Origin of the sequence: Dietzia sp. ANT_WB102 (assembly GCF_008369165.1) — a bacterium.
Lineage (GTDB): Bacteria > Actinomycetota > Actinomycetes > Mycobacteriales > Mycobacteriaceae > Dietzia.
Genome location: NZ_VOBA01000001.1, coordinates 1348375 through 1366712 on the forward strand (window position 1 = coordinate 1348375; position 18338 = coordinate 1366712).

Below are 18338 nucleotides of genomic sequence, written 5' to 3' on the forward strand. Positions count from 1 at the left end.
GCGTCAGGGTGTCAGAGCACCCCGGTGAGGTGCCCAACCCCGCGGCCGAGGGTGGTGAGGGCTCCGGCGGTGACGACGACGACGGCGAGCCTGCGCCCGGTCTCGGCGCTGACCCGCCGGGAGATCGGCCCGCCGAGCGTGATGCCCACCGGCACCATCGCCACGACGAGGGCGATGACGATCAGCGGCGGCAGGTCGGTGATGGGCGCGGCGCCGAGGCCCACCTTGGTGATCACGGAGACGGCGCCCATGGTGCCGAAGATCGGTTGCAGGGTGGCGGCGAAGGATCGCTGGGTCCAGTTGGTGGCGTGGGCGTAGATGAGCATCGCGGGCGCGGCCACTCCCACGGCGGTGTTGAGGAATCCTCCGGCGGTGCCGGCGACGGCGGCGGGGATCGGGCCGCTGACCGGTGGCATGCGCACGAGGGCGGTGGTGGCGAGCGTGGCCAGCAGGAGTGTGCCGATCACCACCTCGAGCCAACTGCGGTCCACGGCACGCACGAGGAGCGCTCCGAGCACGGATCCCACCACGATGAGGGGCGCGAGGCGGCGGTAGCGGCGCCAGTCGATGTCGCGGCGCAGGGTGATCGCGATGAGTGTGGCGGACACGGTCGTGGTGAGGTTGGTGAGCAGGACGCCGGTGACGGGCCCGAGGAGCAGCACGAGGGTGGGGGAGACGACGAGCCCGACACCCATCCCGCTGACCCGCTGCAGGACGGTTCCCAGGATGACGGACGCGGCGGCGACGAGGAGCAGCTGCGGGGCGATTTCGGCGAGCATGGTGCTTGTACCTTTTCACGTCCGGTGCCCGTCCGCGGCGGCGGCGATCCCGCGAGTGGGGTGGATGGTGGGCGCCGGCGGGGCACACTGGGGTGGCGGAAGGGGGCCACATGCACGCCGACGGGGTACCGGAGCGTAACGAGACGGAACGCAATGAGACCGAGGCGCAGCGCATCGACCGCAACTGGATCGAGTTGCTGCAGGAGTTGCGCATCGTCCAGACGGGCGGCCAGGTGCTCACCGGGTTTCTGCTGGTGGTGCCGTTCCAGGACCGGTTCGCCGAGATCGGTGGGGGAGGACGTGCCCTGTATCTGGGTGTGTTGACGCTGGTTCTGGCGGCGACGGTGGTGCTGTTGAGCCCGGTGATGATCCACCGGGCGGTGTTCCGCTCCCACCGTAAGGATCGGGTGCTGCGCCTGTCGGCGACGCTGGCGCGGGTCGGGTTGGCGCTGCTCGCGGTGGCGATGGTGGGTCTCGGGGCGCTGATCTTCTCCCTGGTGGTGGGAACCGCGGGCGGTGTCGCGGCGGGGGCGGTGTTGGCGGTGTTTGTGGTGGTGATGCTGTTCGTGGTGCCTGCGCGGGTGCGGCGGCAGCACGCGTCCACGACGTACGTTGCCAGCTGAGGTAACTGGCGGGCTGCGGGCGGGGCCGGGGACGCGTGCTCGACCGGCGGCGCGTCGCGTCCGGTTGTCGCATACTCGTTTCATGCGATCCATCTGGAAGGGCGAGGTTTCCTTTGGTCTGGTGAATGTGCCGGTCAAGGTGTATTCGGCGACGGTGGACCACGATCTGCACGCGCATCAGGTCGATAAGTCCGATGGTGTGCGCGTCCGCTACAAGAAGGTGCGGGAGGACAACGGCGAGGAGGTGGAGTTCTCGGACATCGCCAAGGCGTACGAGTCCGACGACGGCGAGATGGTCATCCTCACCAAGGAGGACTTGGCGACCTTGCCGGTGGAGCAGACCCACGAGATCGCGGTGACGGAGTTCGTCCCGGCCGACCAGGTGGATCCGGTCGCTTTTGACAGCGCCTACTTCCTGGAGCCGGCGTCGCGCTCGAATCGGGCGTATGTGCTGATGCGGGAGGCGTTGGAGTCGACGGACCGCTTGGCGATCTGCACGTTTACGCTGCGCAACCGCACGCGTTTGTGTGCGTTGCGGGTGTACGAGGACGTGCTGATGTTGCAGACGTTGTTGTGGCCGGATGAGATTCGCCCGGCGAGCCTGGAGGGGTTGGATACGGAGGCGAGGGTCCGTCCGCAGGAGGTGAAGATGGCGGCGTCGCTCATCGAGACGATGGCGGCGGATTTTGAGCCGGAGAAGTACGAGGACGACTACCAGCACCAGCTCAAGGAACTCATCGAGGCCAAGGCTGCGGGCGGTGAGGCGTTCACGGTCGAGGAGCGTGAGTCCTCGAGCGACGACGACGGGGACGACGAGGTCGCCGACCTGCTGGCCGCCTTGCGGGCGAGCGTGAAGGACCGCGGCGGCCAGGTCGACGCTGGCGCCGATAGTGACGACGATGACGACGACGACAAGGCCTCCGGCTCGGAGAAGAAGCCCGCGGCCAAGCAGGGCTCCAAGTCCACGGCCGCCAAGGCTCCGGCGAAAAAGGCGGCAGCGAAGAAGGCGGCGGCGAAGAAGACTCCCGCAAAAAAAACTGCGGCCAAGAAGCAGCCCGCGAAGAAGCCCGCAGCCAAGAAGTCTGCTGCCAAGAAGGCTCCGGCGAAGAAGTCAGCCTGACGACGACGAAGGCCCCGACCAAGCAGCCTGTGAGTTTCGTTAGGAGCCCATACCAACTTGACAGTTGTGTAGTAGCCATTCTGCGGTTAATGTCGCAGGCAGTCGGTGGCGGAGCCTGATTCCCCCTCTAGGTGCCGCCGACTCCGCACGATGAGCGGGATGCGCCGACCACCCCCCGGTCGCCGTCCTGCCGCGTGCGTGACAGAGTCGCCGGTGGCCGCGGAACCCCCCTCCGCGGCCCCGGTGCTCACTCACTCAGGTGCGTTTCGGAAGAACCAGGGCATCACAGACAGCGTCGCGGGCAGCCGCGGGCGGAGTCGTCGTGAACCGGCTACCACAATCGAGCGGGTGAACAACATGGCTTGACGACTGTGGTCAAGGCCCTTCTCGACGCCGTCGACTTGGTGTCATTCGGGAGAATGTGCCTGCATCGCAGCAATCCGCCAAGCTGTTCAGCGGCGATTTCGAGATCACCATCGGAGGCATGAGCCCCTCGGACGCCGACGCATCGGCGAGTTTCCTGGCCAACGTGGTGCCGGGCGGATCTACCAAAATCAACGGCGTCGACGATCCTGAGCTCGATGCAGCCAGGGCCCTCAACTCGGTGGAGACGCTGGACGAGCAGATGGCTGCGTTCCACTGCCTCCAGAAGGAGTTCAACCGGGTTATGCCGTTCGCCGTCTTCGCAAACGCCGAGGAGTACGTGGTGGTGGACGAGACGGTCAAGGGCGTCAGCCGACGGTGGCCTCCACGATGCTGTTCGACGGCGCCTATATGACTGGCAAGCGGTAGGTATTCCAAGTAGGCGCTATCCAAACCTGAGTCTTAGTTCCTCGAAGAGTGCTTGCGCTACGGCGAGCTGTTGTAAACATAGGTCAAAGCTGTACGTTCCCTTAGTGTTTAGGAGGCTGTCGTGACCCCTCGTACCGGGTATCGGCAATTTTCTCGTTCGGCAGCCTCGACTGTCGCCTTTATGGTGGCCACCGGCCTCGCGCTGACGACCCCGCCAACCGTGTTCGCCCAGCAGTCGCCGCAGACGAGTCAGCCGGTCCGGGTGGCCGAGACAGTTGCGCCTGCGGAGCGATCGGATACGACCTTGCGGGCGGCGCCGATGCCGGCTGATGCGATGCCGCTGGACGAGCCACCTGCTCGAGCATCTGCGATGGCTCGTCAAGCTCCCGGCACGGCGTTGTCTCAGGAGCAGTGGGATCGCCGCCCTGTCGCCCAGCGTGGCCAGACCCCCCAACTCGAACAGGAGTGGCGGGCTACCGGCAATCCCAACCGGCAGATCGTGCCGGGTGAGATGCGGTCGGACCGCGACGAGATTCCGGCAGGCTTCACCAAGGAAGAAGCCGACAAGGCTGAAACAATGGAAGCCGCACTCAACAGCCAAGACGGCGCGAATCAGGCCCTGGCGGCTCCGGGCTGCCAGGTTTACTGGCCAGCACCTTACGAGGTATGCGGTGCCATCCGGGACAAGTACAACGAGCTCGGCGGACCGAACAGCTTCCTTCTGTTCCCGAAGACCAACGAGCTGACCAACCCCGACGGCATCGGCAAGCGCACCGAATTCTTGAACGGCCCTATCTACTGGTCCCCCCAGGGCGGCGCCCACCCGGTCGTGAATCACTTCCTCGCTGCCTGGGCCCGCCACGGCTACGAGAACAGCTACATCGGTTACCCAACCACCGACGAGATCACCAACCCAGACGGTATCGGCCGCCGACAGCACTTCACCGGCTCCACCATCTACTGGAAGCTCAACGAGGCATACAGCATCGGAGGAGCAATAGCCGACAAGTGGCACGAACTCGGCGCAGAGCAAGGCATGCTCGGGTATCCCATCAGCGACGAGAGAGTTCTTCCCGATGGCGTTGGGCGCATGAACCGCTTCGAGAATGGTGTGATCTACTGGCACCCCAGTACGGGAGCGAAATATCTTGGCGGAACTATCCTAGACAGATGGTCAAATTCGGGTTATGAACTCGGGGAATACGGGTACCCGGTTTCAGATCCGACTGGCCAGGATGGAATCTGGTACGTTCAGCAGTTCCAATCTGGCCAGCTTAGTGGAACGAGAATGCATGAAGATCCACTCGTTCTCCAGTATAGCGATGGTCAAGTAGTCGCCTGGAACTATGAGTCGACAGTTCTCCCTTGCCTAGAGTGGGCGTATCCAGCCGAACGGAACATTGCGGCATTTCCGACTCGAGATTCGAAAACGGGAAGCAATCTGGTCACTTTGTCTTGTGCGGTTTTTAGGGAGCACATTGTCGACATGCCGGATTTGGAAGACGGACACTTCTACGAATTCCCTGAGGCCCAGGACTGGCTCGATTTCATGTCATGCGTGTATCACACCCTAAATGCCGAGGATACCCCACTTGGATTTGCCGACTATCCAAACTGGGGACGCCAACGCGGAAACAATTACAAGGATGTAGGCAGCGTCGTTATCGTCTCCCCGGACGATACTATCGTTACAGCATGGGCCGGTGGTCCGCCTAAGAGTGGGGACTGGAGCGACTGCCGCTATAGGCTTGCCTAGCGAAAGAGGAATGAGTGAAGCCGTATGTCAAGCTGATGCCAGAATTTGGCCACCCTTCTTCAATATGGACGAATATCACCAATAGGCCGCCAGGTCAGGGCGGGCCTCCGTGGGTAGAACTTGACGAGTTTCCCGTCTCTGCCGAGCTCGCGGAGGGATTGACTATATGGACTCGCGAATTTCACGAGCACTGCTCGGGCGAGTTTAGGGCGGATCTTGGCAGGGTTACTTGGCGGGATGATGGATTCGACGTAGATCAGTGGAATTTGCGAGGGATCGAATTGGCTCGATCAATATCCGCTGAAATTCCTGAGGCCGAGGTTGTATACTCCGGCGGAAGATATTTAGATAGAAGTGAGCCGTCCAGGGTTAAGAGAATTACGTTCAAGGGCGGCGTCGAGGTCTTTGCTGATTAAAGCGTGAATCGTCCTGTTTGACGGCGCAACTTTGCAAGCTGATGCAAAATAATCGCGCTTCGTGAGTTTTCCATCGACGCTATCCGGCCCTTTCCTAGGTGTGCTCGGTATTGCAGGCTTCGCCCGGTCTTGATCCGCCACACAGGTTTCCAAGCTGACTTACGAGCTACCTAAGGCGAGGTGTTCAGCGCCGATGACTACCAAAGTGACCAAGGGCGACCGACATCGGCGGCGTCGTTAATGCGTCGGTCAATGATGTGCGGTGATTCGCCTGCGGCGTGGGCGTTCCGGATGGCGGCGGCGATAGCGCGGGAGAGGCCGGCGGGGCCACGGGTGTCGGCCAGGGGGCTGTTTGGGCCGTGTCGCCTGGCGAGGTATTCGGTGCGGTTGTCGGTGGCGGTGCCCAGGCGTAGGTGGTGGGGGTTGGTGCAGCCGGCGTAGTCGCAGCGGTGGCACAGGATGGAGTCGTTCAGTGCGCTCCAACCGAGTCGGTCGATAATGCCGTGTTCGAGTTGGTAGGCGTACAGGTGCGCGGGGACGGTGCCGCGGCGGGAGAGTCCGGGCAGGCTGGCGGCGCGGAAGGAGCCGTGTCCGGTGGAGGAGATCGCTCCGATCCACGGCCAGCATTGATCGGTGCCGCGGCGGTAGCGCTTGGCCTCGAACCGCTGCTGGGTCGCGGAGTCGGTGAGCCAGACCCGCCACAGCTTGGCTGGGGTGCGCACCGGGCGCGGGTCGCCGAGCAGGGAGAGCTGTTGGGTGTCGGTTCCTTCGGGTCGTGGGAACAGGGCGGCGGTCATGGTGGCCTCGAGGGGTGTCGGGGAGCTGTTACCGGGTGGGGTGAGGATAGGTGCCGTCTCCGACATCAGTTGCAGTTGTCGAGCCGTGCGGCGAGGTAGACGCCCTGGTCGCGGGCCGCTAGAGCTGTCCAGCGCAGGGCGGCGGTGATAGACAGGCCGAGCAGGTCGGCCAGGACGGAGGCGGGCAGGTCGGAGGCCAGGGCCAGCAGCGCGCCGCCGCGGGCGGCGCGGGTGTCGAGACCCAGGTCGCGGCCCAGAAGCTGAGCCAGGCGGCTGGGGTGGAGATGGGCTGCGTTGCGGCCGGGGAAGAGCCAGATCGGGGTGCCTGGTGGGCGGGGATCGTCGATGGGTGCCGGTTGTGCTGCGAGGTCTCCGATGAGGGTGGCCAGGATGGGTGGCAGTAGGACCGGGTGGTCACGAAGTGTTAGGTAGGTGTCGTCGCCTGCGGTGGTGATGTCCTCGGCGCGTAGTGCGGCGATTCGGATGAGGTTTTGCCCGAATAGCAGGACCAGTGCGCCGGAGACACGCACGCGCAGGTCGAGGGAGGGGTCGGTGAGGCACCGGCGCAAGAGTTGCCACCGGGTGTCTTCGTCGAGGACGTACCCGGGAGGGCCCTCGGTGCCTAGCCACGGCACGTGGAGGTCTGTGGTGAGCCCGCGTCCAGCGGTCCAGGTCAGGAAGTCGCGGACCCGGCGACGGGTGGTGGCACCTTCATCGAGCCAGGAGTCGACGTCGTACTGGGTTGCTTGGGTGAGGTCGGTGCCGCGGTCCTGGAGCCAGTGCAGGAAGTTGGCGGCGCATCGGATGCGGGTTCGCGCGTATTTGCCTGCGGAGGGGCTGTTACCGCGGGCGCGGCGCAGTCGGTGGGTGACGTGCCAGGTGGCGTAGGGCTGGAGTACGACGGCGATCGGTGGAGGTTGGTCGGCCAGCAGTGCGTCGATCCATAGGTTGAGTCCGTCGACGATGTCCTCTCGTGGGGGCAGAACCTCCAGGGCTATGAGTAGCCGCCGAAGATGGTGGGTGCGGGTGTTCTGAGGCTTGCGGTCCAGGCTCGCGTGGGTCAGGGGTTCATCCTCGGCGATGAGGGTGGTGAGCAGGATGAACCAACTGTGCGGGCTCTCGAGCAGTAATGCGGTGCGCCGCGGGGGGTAGGACTTGAGCAGCAGGGCTCGAATGGAGTCGGTTTGGGCGCGTAGGTGCGGATGTGTGCACTGCAGGGCTTGGTCGACTCGGGCGGAGTTGCGGCAGCCGAGGCAGTCGGTGGCGGTGACCAGGAGGTCGATGGTTCCGCAGGAGCGGCAGTACCAGTTCCTGTGCTCACCAGAGCACGGGCCGCAGAGCGGGTGGCCGTGCGCGTCGAGGCCGGCCTGGGGTCGCCGATGACCGCAGGAAGTGCAGTTGATGGGGTTCTCGCGCAGCTGGTGGCAGCAGGGATCGCACACTGGCCCGAGCGGCAGGGTGATGCGCACTGATCGGGTGAGACCGCAAATCGTGCAGCGCTCTTTGGTGGCGGGCTTCGATTGCCGATGGGGTCGTTGTTTGGATCGGCATGACGAGCAGATCGGTCGTCCGGTGGGCACTCCCCTGTCGCAGGGTTTTTCTTGGCCGCAGATGGTGCATTCGGCGATCGGTGGGGTGTAGCAGCGGTAGCAGATCCACGTGCCTGGGAGGTCGGGGTCGCGGCGGGCGTGAGGCGTAGATCGCGTGCAGTGGTGGCAGGTGCGGGGGCGGCTGCGGTGGTAACAGCGCGGGCAGAGCGGTCCGGTGTCGGTGATGGCGTGAGCCGGTTGATCGGGGCGTCCGCAGTCGCTGCAGGTGTACAGCTTTTTGGGCCCGCAGGCCTGGCAGAGGGGTTGTCCATCGACGCGGTAGGCAACCGGGCGGGGCCGGTGGCAGCGTGAGCATGGTGGTCGGCGATCGGGGTCTGCGCGTCGGCATTGAGCGCAGAGCACGCCGTCCTCTTCGCGGGCGGCGGGTACCGCGAGTATTCCGCATCGCCGGCACGGGGTTCGCCGGGAGGCGTTGTAGCAGGATAGGCACCAGCGTCCCCCGCTCGGTGCGCGATAGCGCAGGCGACGTTCTTTGCCGCAGCCGGAGCACTGTGGCGGGGTGATTACTTCGGTCGGAAGCGCCGTGACCTGGTCGAGTAGCCGGTGCAGTCCTGGCGGTGCGTCATCTGGGCGGGTGCGCACTGTTGCGAGATTTCGACGTACGTAATGGAGCACGTGATGAAGTTCGTCCGGTAACAGTTCCGCGGCGGTGATTGCAGTGCGATGTGCCGCCTTGCTGTGGTCGGAGTAGAGGAGGGCGAGCACCGCCGCCAGGCCAGTCGTGGGGTCGGTCATGAGCCTGTGGGTCGGCGGATCGTGGTGCGTCGCACGGGTGGCGGGTGGCCGGCTTCGGCGGTGCCGGTGGGTTTGGTGACCGAGACGTTGGCGGTGGTGATTTCGATGAGGTCGGAGGTGTCGACGTCGAGGATGTCGCACAGTGCGGCCAACACGTCCAAGCTGAGGCGTTGCGGGGTGGTGGTGACCAGGCGGTAGACCTGTTCGCGGGACAGGTGGACGCCGCGTTCGGCTAGTAGCGGGACGAGGTCGCTGGTGGCGAAGTGTCCGCGTTCGGCCATCAGGGTGCGCAGGTGCCAGGTGTAGCTCATCTTCTTGTTCACGGGCTCTCCCAGAGGTCGGGGTGGCGGCTCAAGGATCGGCGCAGCAAGCGGTTGCGGTACTCGTCGGACACGCCGGTGTAGATGGCGGTGGTCGCGGCGTAGGAGTGCCCGACCTGAGTGGAGACAAACCGTTCGGGGTAGTCGAACTCCACCAAGTGGGTGACATAGGAGTGGCGCAGGCAGTGCAGGTCCAGCACCGGGTCCAGGCCGGCCGCGTCGCGGGCGGTGGTGAACGCGTCATTGATGCGGCGCATGGAGATGCGGTCTGAGCGTTCGGTGACCCACAAGGCTGGATGGGATCGGCATCCCAGCAGTGGCCGGATTTCGTTTCGCCAGTTCTCCAGGACCGGCACGATCCAGTCCATTTCCGGGACGGTCAGCACGGTGCGACGTTTAGCCGCCCCTCCCCTGCTGGCTTTGCCGAACCGGACGAACACAGCACCACAGTTGCGGTAGCCCGGCGTCGTGGGGTTGTGCCGCAGGTCGGCTATATCCAGGCCCCACGCTTCCTGGCGACGGAGTCCGAACGCGTAGATCGTTTTCAAAAGCGCCGCGTCGCGTTGCGCAGTCAGCGCGCCCTTGCGTCCGGTTCCCGGGATCGCTTCGGCGCGTCCGTCGGCGGCATCGAACAGTGCCTGCACTTCGTCGTAGGTCAGTGGTCGGCGGCCGGGGGCGCCTTCGTAGTCCGTGGTGTGGACGATGGTGTTCCACTCATGCAGGATCTGCTGCGGCACCGCGTCGAAGAGTTGTTGGCACGTCGAGGCCCAGCCGTAGCGGGGATCGGTGATGTAGGTCAGGAACATTCGGATGGTGATCTCGTACATCCGCGCGGTCGACATCGCGATCGGGTGCTCTGCTTGCCGGTGGTCGGAGATGAACGCTTCGACGTCTGCGCATGTCCACGACCACGGGTAGTCGTTGCTGAAAATGGCGAAGCGTCGAATCAAACCAAGGCGCACCTCGATCGTCTTGGCTTTGAGGAATCGGGCACGTTGTTGCATCGCCCAGCCGTCGAGCATTGCCTCGAACACGGCGGGTTCGGCGTCGAGGAACGTCACGCCGTCCGGTAGGGCCTGGCGTGCGGAACCGGGGAGTTCACCCCTCACAACCATGTTGCACACGATGCAACATCGAGTCGTTTAATGCAATGGCTAAAGTGGAGGTCCAGCGACGCTGGTGTGATTGGAAAGCGCGTTCCGATTGTCGTCCAGCGGGTTCACGATGAGGTCGAATAGTCGACCAGATGCAACTTCGCTCGGTTCGAGCCGTAAGCCGTATGTCTCGAGCCGGGCCAGCCCAAACAATGGGTGGGCCCGGCTCGATTGCGGCAGCGATGTCGCGATAGTGCTGATGCTGCCGACGTTGTTGTGGCTGGATGAGATCCGCCCGGCGAGCCTGGAGGGGTTGGATACGGGGGCAGGTCCGGCTCTGGTCGATCTCGATATCGATGAAGCCCACCCCCGGCTGTGGGCGGAGCGCTTTTACTCACTGGTTACGTTCTTGGCTGCGCCAAAAGCGGGTGTGGCCTTCGAGATTTCGACCTGTAACCGACTGCGGTGCGCTCGGTAGCGCGGGTACAGAACATGCGAAGAGCGCTTGGTGGTCGGCCAGTTACGCGTGGCGGACGCATGGCGAGGATGCGGTCCGCCGCCGCTCGTTAAGCAAGGTTTCAGGTATCGTCAGATCGGCTGCGGCTAGGCCTGCTACCACCACGATTGTGATCGTATGGACTACTGGGCGCACCCTAAATTGAGCAACAAGACTGCCAGCCAGGAGGAGTTTCGACCCCGCTAACTGCAAACATGGTGTCGCAACAACAATTGCTGGGTAGCGCTGGCGCTGCCTGCGTCTCTCCAGGGACGAAGTTGGGGGGTGCGACTCGAGGGAAAGTTGCGGCGGTGGTGATCGTGAGAACTGTGCGCATCCGTTAATCCATGTTCATTGTGTGAACGACGGGTGTTGAGGAATGCCTCAGCAAAGTAGTGTCATCGTTCGGCCCGGTTCGCATCTGCGGAACCGGGTCACTTCTGTGCGACTGCCTCGAGGAAAGGACCCTGGAGTGGATCTGCGGGATCTGTTGTCCGTACTCCGTGCCCGCTGGATCGCCATTGTGGCTGCGACCCTTCTCGGAGGGCTCCTGGCGCTGGGAATGAGTCTTCTTACTACGCCGACCTACCAAGCGAAGCTGCAGTTCTACGTCACGGTCGCCGGGGGAGACTCCGCCGCGGCGGCCTACCAGGGTTCGCTGGGTGCCCAGCAGAGGGTGCAGTCGTACGCAGCGCTGGTCAAGAGCACGGATATTGCGCAGAAAGTCGCCGACGCCTCTGACGTCGATCTCAGCGCCACCGAGGTCGCGGGAAGGGTCACAGCCACCGCTGACGCCAAGACCGTGCTGCTCAACGTCGTGGTGTCAGACGCTGATCCCCAACGGGCGCTAAAAATGGCTGAGGCGTTCGGAGACGTCCTGCCCGAGGCGATCCAGGGCCTCGAGACCCCGGACGGCGGCGGACCGGCACTTGCCAAGCTAAGTGTGGTCAATCCCCCCGCGCTCCCCACAGTGCCGGTGGCCCCCAAGACCGAGCAAAATATTGCAATCGGCCTGGCACTGGGTCTTCTAGCCGGAATCGGCATTGCACTTCTCGCAAATGCTCTTGATCGTAGAGTGAAGTCCACGGAGCAGTTGGAAGCGATTAGCGGTAAGCCCGTCGTTGGCTCGATCCCGTTCCGCAAGAACGAGGATAGGAATAAGGACGCCGCCCACATCGTGCCCTTCCGGGAGGGGCACTCCCCGGCGGCCGAGAGCTTCCGTCGGCTGCGCACCAACCTGCAGTTCCTCAACGTGGACAATCCTCCGCGCGTAGTTGTGCTCACCTCGTCAGTCGCAACTGAGGGCAAATCTGAGACCGCGATCAACCTTTCGCTCGCGCTCGCAGAGTCAGGCAATCGGGTCCTCATCGTTGAGGCAGACCTCCGCCGGCCGCTGGTGGTCAGTTACATGTCCATGCCGGACAAAGTCGGCCTCACCAACATTCTCTCCGGCCAGGCCGATTTTGCGGACGTGGTACAGGAGACGCGACACGACGGTGTTGACCTGTTGGCATGCGGTCCGCTGCCGCCCAACCCCTCCGAGTTGCTGGCCTCGGATATGGCGCAGCATCTCTTCGAGGACCTTCGCGGCAAGTACGACTACGTCATCATCGATTCCCCGCCGCTACTCCCCGTGACAGACGGCGCGTTGCTGGCGAGGATCACCGACGGCGCGCTGCTCGTGGTGCGCTCCCGCAGGACCACCGCAGATCAGGTCGCGCAGGCCGTAGATAACCTGGCTAAGGCGGACGCGCCCCTTCTCGGTCTGGTGACTGTCGCAAATAGACCCGCTAAAAAAGGTTCTGCGGGCTACTACGACTCGTATTATTACTCGTCCAAGAATTCTTCGATGGTTGAGCAGTCTTGATGCACGCTCCGTCCGCAGCGAAGTCACTGATTTGGGAGGAATCGCAGATGACCTCCGGTGCTCGGGTCAGACAGCGTGGAATGCGAGACCGTCGAACGGTAGGGCTCGGTACTTCGCAATGGACCGTCGTCGACTCTGTGCTATGGGCGGCAATGTTCGTCGTCGCTATATGGCTGCGATTCGATTTCTCGGTGGATCGTCTCGCGCAGTCCCTGAGAATGGGAAGCGCGTACTTCGTACTTGCTGCGCTCATAGTGCTGACGTGGGTCCTAGGTTGGTTGGTTGGGTTATACCGTGGACGGTTTGTGCCCGGCAGCGTTCTTGAGTCCAGTGTCATCACCTTCGTATTTTCGACTGCCACATTTACTGTATTTCTCGGCCACATCGTCGGAGGTCAGTACGGAGGGGTCCCGCGCTCCACGCCCATCGTGACCGGCGCATTTACCATCCTCGCTGCACTGGTCCTCAGGTCACTGGTGCGGCGGAAGAAACTGTTCGGTGCAGGCGGGACAAAGAATGCGGAGCGTGCGCTGGTCTTTGGAGCCGGCGATGGCGGTATGCAACTCGTTCGCCAACTCCGTCGTTCAGAGGTCTCCCACTTCAATCCGGTCGGGATCTTGGATGACGACGCAGCTAAGCGCCACATGGTGATCGAGGGTGTTCGCGTGCATGGTGGACGCGACATTCTCGAAGAATTGGCCAAGAAGACGGGGGCTTCTACCCTCCTGTTGGCGGTACCGAGCCTGCCCGCCGACGAGCTTATCGAGATCCGAGACCGTGCCGAATCCGCAGGTCTACGGGTGCTGATGTTGCCGCCACTCGATTCGATGATGCGGGGTCGCGTTGCTGCGGATGAGCTTCGCGAGATCAACGTGAATGATCTGTTGGGACGTAAGCCCGCGCAACTCAATCAGACGCAGATTGCCGAGTACCTCCGCGGAAAGCGGATCATGGTGACCGGCGCCGGAGGCTCAATCGGGTCCGAATTGTGCCGCCAGATCAGCAGGTTTCGTCCAGCTGAACTCATGATGCTGGACCGAGATGAATCTGGCCTGCATGCAGTCCAGCTTTCAATTCACGACCAGGCCATGCTTGATGGGGAGGATACGGTCCTCGCGTCGATCCGCGACCGGAGTTCGATCCAGGAAATTTTTGCCCTGCGTAAGCCCCAAATCGTGTTCCACGCAGCAGCGCTCAAGCACATGCCGTTGCTCGAGCACTATCCGCTTGAGGCACTCAAGACAAACGTCATGGGCACCCTGAACCTGCTCGAGGCAGCCTCGATGAGCGGCGTGGAGACCTTTGTCAACATCTCCACGGACAAGGCAGCCAACCCGAGTTCGGCGCTGGGCACCAGCAAACGGATTGCGGAAAGACTCACGGCCGCGGAAGCCAAAAAGAACGAGCGCGCCAAGTACGTATCTGTGCGCTTTGGAAATGTTCTCGGTTCCCGCGGCTCTGTGCTCACAGTTTTTGAGAAGCAGATCAAAGATGGCGGTCCTCTGACTGTGACCGATCCCGACGTCAATCGCTTCTTCATGACCATCCCTGAAGCCTGTCAGTTGGTACTTCAGGCTGCGGCCGTCGGGTCGAGCGGCGACACCCTTGTCTTAGACATGGGGGAGCCGATCAAGATTGCCGACGTTGCAAAAACTCTTATCGAACAGTCCGGAAAGAAACTCGAGATCGTCTACACCGGCCTACGCGAGAACGAGAAGATGTCGGAGGAACTGTTTGACGACACGGAAGAGCCGGAAGTCAGCTCCAAACACGAAGCTCTCTACGAAGTTCGAGTTCCCCCCATCGCGCTGGATCTAATGGAGATCGCTGAAATTGCGGATCACGACGAGGCTCGGGACTGGCTCGCGAGCCACGCGTATCCCTCGTTTGAGCCTTATCTGACTGAAAGTAATAGGTAGACGCACATGAAGATCACCGTCGTAGGCCTGGGGAAAATCGGACTTCCCCTAGCGGTGCAATTCGCAAGGTCCGGACATCATGTGTTCGGTGCAGATGTCAACCAGAATGTCGTAGATCTGGTTAATAGTGGGACCGAGCCATTCCCGGGCGAGGAACACCTGGCTGAATACCTCTCCGAAGCAGTGGCTGCAGGCCAGCTTACTGCGCAAACGAATACCGCTGACGCAGTCGCAAAAAGCGACGCCGTTGTAGTTGTGGTACCCCTTTTCGTTGACGAAGATGCCCGCCCCGACTTTGCATGGATGGATTCCGCGACGAGCGACATCGCGGGTGGTCTGCGTAAAGAAAACTCGACCCTCGTTATCTACGAGACGACGCTGCCGGTGGGCACAACGCGGAACCGGTGGAAGCCGAAGCTCGAGCAAGAGTCCGGCCTCACTGAGGGCCAGGATTTCCATGTCGTCTTCTCGCCGGAGCGGGTGCTTACCGGACGGGTCTTTGAGGACTTGCGTAAATACCCCAAACTTCTTGGAGGGCTGGGTAACGAGGGCGCACGTCGCGCTACAGAGTTTTACGAGCAGGTGCTCCAGTTCGACCAGCGCCCGGATCTCGAGCGAGGCAACGGCGTATGGGATCTGGGTTCGGCCGAGGCCGCGGAGATGGCAAAGCTCGCCGAGACCACGTACCGGGACGTCAACATCGGACTGGCCAACCAGTTTGGTGTGTTTGCAGCGAAGAACGGCATTGACGTCTACGAGGTCATTGAGGCGAGCAACTCGCAGCCGTACAGCCACATCCACCGACCGGGCATCGCTGTGGGCGGGCATTGCATTCCCGTGTACCCGCGGCTGTACCTGTGGAACGATCCTGACGCGACAGTGGTCCGCGCCGCGCGCGAGGCCAATGCGGCGATGCCAAGCTACACCGTCGGCCTGGCTGTCGGCGCCGCCGGCGGGTCACTTGCGGGCAAGAAAGCAGTCGTTCTTGGCGTCGCCTACCGGGGTGGTGTGAAGGAAACCGCTTTCTCTGGCGTTTTTGCCACAATCGAGGCCCTGCGCGAGGCTGGCGCCGAAGTCACCGTGCACGACCCCATGTACTCCGACGAGGAGTTGCGTGGGTTCGAGTGGGAGCCCTACGCCCTGGGAGATCACGTCGACGTTGCGGTCCTGCAGGCTGATCATGCCTCCTACCGCGAGCTCTCCGCCGACGACCTTCCCGGGGTGAGCATCGTCGTGGACGGGAGGCGTGTCCTAGATGCCGACCGGTTCGGCTCGGCGACGTTCCTCGTCGTGGGGCGACCGGCCGAAGGGTCCGACGACTGATGGCGGTGCGGGTGGTGGATTCCGCAGACGTCGCGGAGACGGCGACGATCGGTGACGGATCCTCGGTGTGGCACCTAGCCCAGGTGCGCGAGGATGCGCGAATTGGCGAGAACTGTGTTATCGGACGAGGCGCGTATGTGGGCACCGGGGTGACGATGGGCGCCAATTGCAAGCTTCAGAATTACGCCCTCGTGTACGAACCGGCCGAGTTGGAGGACGGGGTGTTTATTGGACCCGCCGCAGTTTTCACCAATGATCACTACCCAAGGTCGATCTCCCCGGACGGGTCTCTTAAGCGGGCAGACGACTGGGACGCGGTGGGCGTCACGTGTCGGACTGGTGCCTCTATCGGGGCTCGCGCGGTGTGCATTGCTCCGGTCACCATCGGGCGGTGGGCGATGGTTGCGGCTGGATCGGTCGTGACCAAGGACGTCCCTGACTTCGCCCTCGTCGCGGGAGTTCCCGCTCGCCGCATCCGTTGGGTCGGCCGGGCTGGCGTGCCACTCGAGGACTCCGGCAACGGAGCGTGGATCTGCCCGCAGACCGGCGACCTGTTCCGCGAGACTGGAAACACCTTGATCGAGGAGACAACCTGATGGACTACATTCCCCCCGCCAAACCGCTCATCGGTGATGATGAGCGCGCCGCGGTCGACCGCGTGATGCGCAGCGGAATGATTGCGCAGGGTCCGGAGGTACGAGCGTTCGAGGAGGAGTTCTCAACTCACTTCGGTCTGGGCCGCGAGTGCGTAGCAGTGAACTCCGGCACCTCTGGCCTGCACCTCGGGCTGCTCTCCAGCGGGATCGGTCCCGGAGACGAGGTCATTGTGCCGTCGTTCACCTTTGCGGCGACCGCCAACTCCGTAGCACTCACCGGCGCCACCCCGGTGTTTGCGGACATCGACCCCCACTCGTTCTGCCTGTCGCCGGCTGCAGTAGAAGCCGCGATCACTGAGCGGACGCGAGCGATCATGCCGGTGCACCTTTACGGACATCCGGCGGACATGCCAGCGCTCCTCCGGCTAGCCGAATCCCACGGTCTTGATGTGTTCGAAGACGCGGCCCAGGCACACGGGGCATCCCTTGACGGGACTCCGGTCGGGGCCTTCGGTCGGTTCGGCATGTTCTCGCTCTACCCCACCAAGAACATGACAGCTGGTGAAGGCGGAATGGTGTCTGTGGCGGATGCTGAGACCGCGCGCAAGCTGCGCCTCTACCGCAATCAGGGCATGGAGAAGCAGTACCACAACGAGGTCGTAGGAATGAATAACAGGATGACCGACATCCATGCCGCGATCGGGCGGGTGCAGCTCAAAAAAGTCGACGCGTGGACGGAGACCCGTCGGTCCAACGCAGCGCACTTGGACGCTCATCTCGAGGGCGTCATCGTGCCGCCCGTGGCGACCGGCGCTCGGCACGTCTACCACCAGTACACCGTGAGGATCGCAGAAGATCGCGACGGTTTTGCTGCGGCGCTCAAGGACGAGTACTCGGTGGGGTCGGGGTTGTTCTACCCAGTACCGAATCACAGGCTTGCCCCGTTTGCCGTCGATATTGATCTGCCGGAGACGGCAACCGCGGCAGGGGAGTGCTTGTCGCTCCCAGTGCACCCGTCGATTGGTGAGGCAGAACTGGACAGGATCGTCACGGCGGTCAACAAGTTGGCAAAGGCGGGGAGTTAACATGGCGGATCTCAGAGCAGGACTAATTGGCCTAGGAATGATGGGGCGTCACCACGCACGCGTGCTTGGGACCCTCGAAGGTGTCGAACTTGTGGCAGTCGCAGATCCTGCGGGCGACCACTTCGGCGCAGCCAAGGGGCGGCTTCTGCTCTCTTCAGTGTCCGAGCTCATTGATCAGGGAATAGACTATTGCGTGGTCGCAGTGCCAACGGGCTCTCACGAGGATGTGGCCTTGGAGCTTGCCGACGCTGGCGTCCACGCCTTAATAGAGAAGCCGCTTGCACATGACAGCCAGTCTGCACGAAGAATATTTTCCGCTTTCACAGAGCGTGGCCTTATCGGCGGCGTGGGGCACATTGAGCGATACAACGCTGCGCTGCAGCAAGCACGCATGAGAATTGCACAGGGCGACTTAGGCGAGATATACCAAGTGGCCACGCGCCGGCAGGGCCCATTCCCGGGACGTATAGCCGACGTAGGTGTGGTCAAAGACCTAGCAACGCACGACTTCGATCTCACCTCGTGGGTAACCCAGCAATTTTACACATCGGTGTCGGCGCAAACCGGCCATAAGTCGGGCCGCGTGCATGAAGATCTCGTGGCCGTAATAGGGCAGCTTGATAACGGGACGGTAACTAGCCACCTGGTCAACTGGCTTTCTCCGCTGAAGGAGCGTTCAACCATTATCACCGGAGAACTGGGAACGTTCGTCGCGGATACTCTCACAGCAGATCTGACCTTTTATGGAAACGGAAGCGTGCCGACTACATGGGACGAGATTTCGCGCTTCCGTGGGGTGTCCGAAGGTGACGTACTGAGATACGCTTTTCAAAAGCCCGAGCCGCTTCGAATTGAGCACGAGAACTTCCGGGACGCCGTAAAAGGTGCGGAGTCCGACATTGTTAATTTCAAGGCCGGTTTAGAGGTAGTTAAAGTCGCTGAAGCTGTTATCCGATCATCTGCAACCAGTGAGGTGGTTCATCTTGACCCGCTCAGCCGGTAATTCCTTG

The 18338-nt window shown here is 62.7% G+C and carries 16 protein-coding genes; 11 read left to right on the forward strand and 5 right to left on the reverse strand.

Annotation, left to right across the window (positions count from 1 at the left end; translation table 11 throughout):
• Positions 1 to 11: 11 nt before the first annotated feature.
• Positions 12 to 779 carry a sulfite exporter TauE/SafE family protein gene (locus FQ137_RS06130; RefSeq protein ID WP_149291607.1) on the reverse strand — a complete coding sequence of 256 codons (768 nt, stop codon included), beginning with the start codon at positions 777 to 779 and terminating at the stop codon, positions 12 to 14.
• Positions 780 to 889: 110 nt separating this feature from the next.
• Here FQ137_RS06130 and FQ137_RS06135 point away from each other — a divergent pair, with 110 nt between their 5' ends.
• The 5 genes from FQ137_RS06135 (at position 890) to FQ137_RS06155 (ending at position 5486) form a co-directional block, all read left to right on the forward strand.
• The gene (locus FQ137_RS06135; protein WP_149291608.1) at positions 890 to 1402 is read left to right on the forward strand and encodes a DUF6328 family protein; all 513 of its coding nucleotides are present in this window, start codon (positions 890 to 892) and stop codon (positions 1400 to 1402) included.
• Positions 1403 to 1484: 82 nt separating this feature from the next.
• Entirely contained in the window at positions 1485 to 2522 is a 1038-nt protein-coding gene (locus FQ137_RS06140; RefSeq protein WP_149291609.1) for a Ku protein, read from the forward strand.
• A gap of 484 nt (positions 2523 to 3006) precedes the next feature.
• Positions 3007 to 3300 carry a hypothetical protein gene (locus FQ137_RS06145; RefSeq protein WP_149291610.1) on the forward strand — a complete coding sequence of 98 codons (294 nt, stop codon included), beginning with the start codon at positions 3007 to 3009 and terminating at the stop codon, positions 3298 to 3300.
• A gap of 135 nt (positions 3301 to 3435) precedes the next feature.
• Positions 3436 to 5070, forward strand: a complete 1635-nt coding sequence (locus FQ137_RS06150; RefSeq protein WP_255583680.1) for an LGFP repeat-containing protein — start codon at positions 3436 to 3438, stop codon at positions 5068 to 5070.
• Between the two features lie 14 nt (positions 5071 to 5084).
• A complete protein-coding gene (locus FQ137_RS06155) occupies positions 5085 to 5486 on the forward strand; it encodes a hypothetical protein (RefSeq protein WP_149291611.1) in 402 nt (133 codons plus the stop codon).
• A 197-nt stretch (positions 5487 to 5683) separates the two neighbouring features.
• On the opposite strand, the gene FQ137_RS06160 is transcribed toward FQ137_RS06155, so the two are convergent.
• From FQ137_RS06160 to FQ137_RS06175, 4 genes are all read right to left on the reverse strand, one after another.
• Positions 5684 to 6283, reverse strand: a complete 600-nt coding sequence (locus tag FQ137_RS06160; protein WP_149291612.1) for a hypothetical protein — start codon at positions 6281 to 6283, stop codon at positions 5684 to 5686.
• A gap of 65 nt (positions 6284 to 6348) precedes the next feature.
• Positions 6349 to 7752, reverse strand: a complete 1404-nt coding sequence (locus FQ137_RS06165) for a hypothetical protein (RefSeq protein WP_149291613.1) — start codon at positions 7750 to 7752, stop codon at positions 6349 to 6351.
• Between the two features lie 872 nt (positions 7753 to 8624).
• Positions 8625 to 8951 carry a helix-turn-helix transcriptional regulator gene (locus tag FQ137_RS06170; RefSeq protein WP_149291614.1) on the reverse strand — a complete coding sequence of 109 codons (327 nt, stop codon included), beginning with the start codon at positions 8949 to 8951 and terminating at the stop codon, positions 8625 to 8627.
• Positions 8948 to 10063: a tyrosine-type recombinase/integrase gene (locus tag FQ137_RS06175; protein ID WP_149291615.1), complete on the reverse strand. Its 1116-nt coding sequence runs from the start codon at positions 10061 to 10063 to the stop codon at positions 8948 to 8950. Before FQ137_RS06175 ends, FQ137_RS06170 begins: the two co-directional genes overlap by 4 nt.
• A gap of 947 nt (positions 10064 to 11010) precedes the next feature.
• Between FQ137_RS06175 and FQ137_RS06180 the strand changes: the two genes are divergently transcribed.
• The 6 genes from FQ137_RS06180 to FQ137_RS06205 all read left to right on the forward strand — a co-directional run bounded on the left by FQ137_RS06180 (position 11011) and on the right by FQ137_RS06205 (position 18331).
• A complete protein-coding gene (locus tag FQ137_RS06180) occupies positions 11011 to 12405 on the forward strand; it encodes a polysaccharide biosynthesis tyrosine autokinase (protein ID WP_188064797.1) in 1395 nt (464 codons plus the stop codon).
• Positions 12406 to 12623: 218 nt separating this feature from the next.
• The gene (locus FQ137_RS06185) at positions 12624 to 14324 is read left to right on the forward strand and encodes a polysaccharide biosynthesis protein (protein ID WP_370452379.1); all 1701 of its coding nucleotides are present in this window, start codon (positions 12624 to 12626) and stop codon (positions 14322 to 14324) included.
• Positions 14325 to 14330: 6 nt separating this feature from the next.
• Positions 14331 to 15647: a nucleotide sugar dehydrogenase gene (locus FQ137_RS06190; RefSeq protein WP_149291618.1), complete on the forward strand. Its 1317-nt coding sequence runs from the start codon at positions 14331 to 14333 to the stop codon at positions 15645 to 15647.
• Positions 15647 to 16243: an acyltransferase gene (locus tag FQ137_RS06195; RefSeq protein ID WP_149291619.1), complete on the forward strand. Its 597-nt coding sequence runs from the start codon at positions 15647 to 15649 to the stop codon at positions 16241 to 16243. Before FQ137_RS06190 ends, FQ137_RS06195 begins: the two co-directional genes overlap by 1 nt.
• Positions 16243 to 17328: a DegT/DnrJ/EryC1/StrS aminotransferase family protein gene (locus FQ137_RS06200; protein ID WP_149291620.1), complete on the forward strand. Its 1086-nt coding sequence runs from the start codon at positions 16243 to 16245 to the stop codon at positions 17326 to 17328. The genes FQ137_RS06195 and FQ137_RS06200 overlap by 1 nt, the downstream gene beginning before the upstream one ends.
• A gap of 1 nt (position 17329) precedes the next feature.
• Complete coding sequence (locus FQ137_RS06205; protein ID WP_149291621.1) at positions 17330 to 18331, forward strand: Gfo/Idh/MocA family protein; 1002 nt, start codon at positions 17330 to 17332, stop codon at positions 18329 to 18331.
• Positions 18332 to 18338: the final 7 nt, after the last annotated feature.

What these genes read in the sequence shown, in the direction of transcription:
- FQ137_RS06190 (WP_149291618.1), top strand. Translation starts at nt 14,331, where the DNA reads ATGAAGATCACCGTCGTAGGCCTGGGGAAAATCGGACTTCCCCTAGCG.
- FQ137_RS06195 (WP_149291619.1), top strand. Translation starts at nt 15,647, where the DNA reads ATGGCGGTGCGGGTGGTGGATTCCGCAGACGTCGCGGAGACGGCGACG.
- FQ137_RS06135 (WP_149291608.1), top strand. Translation starts at nt 890, where the DNA reads ATGCACGCCGACGGGGTACCGGAGCGTAACGAGACGGAACGCAATGAG.
- FQ137_RS06145 (WP_149291610.1), top strand. Translation starts at nt 3,007, where the DNA reads ATGAGCCCCTCGGACGCCGACGCATCGGCGAGTTTCCTGGCCAACGTG.
- FQ137_RS06130 (WP_149291607.1), bottom strand. Translation starts at nt 779, where the DNA reads ATGCTCGCCGAAATCGCCCCGCAGCTGCTCCTCGTCGCCGCCGCGTCC.
- FQ137_RS06200 (WP_149291620.1), top strand. Translation starts at nt 16,243, where the DNA reads ATGGACTACATTCCCCCCGCCAAACCGCTCATCGGTGATGATGAGCGC.
- FQ137_RS06140 (WP_149291609.1), top strand. Translation starts at nt 1,485, where the DNA reads ATGCGATCCATCTGGAAGGGCGAGGTTTCCTTTGGTCTGGTGAATGTG.
- FQ137_RS06160 (WP_149291612.1), bottom strand. Translation starts at nt 6,283, where the DNA reads ATGACCGCCGCCCTGTTCCCACGACCCGAAGGAACCGACACCCAACAG.
- FQ137_RS06205 (WP_149291621.1), top strand. Translation starts at nt 17,330, where the DNA reads ATGGCGGATCTCAGAGCAGGACTAATTGGCCTAGGAATGATGGGGCGT.
- FQ137_RS06185 (WP_370452379.1), top strand. Translation starts at nt 12,624, where the DNA reads ATGGGAAGCGCGTACTTCGTACTTGCTGCGCTCATAGTGCTGACGTGG.
- FQ137_RS06175 (WP_149291615.1), bottom strand. Translation starts at nt 10,063, where the DNA reads ATGGTTGTGAGGGGTGAACTCCCCGGTTCCGCACGCCAGGCCCTACCG.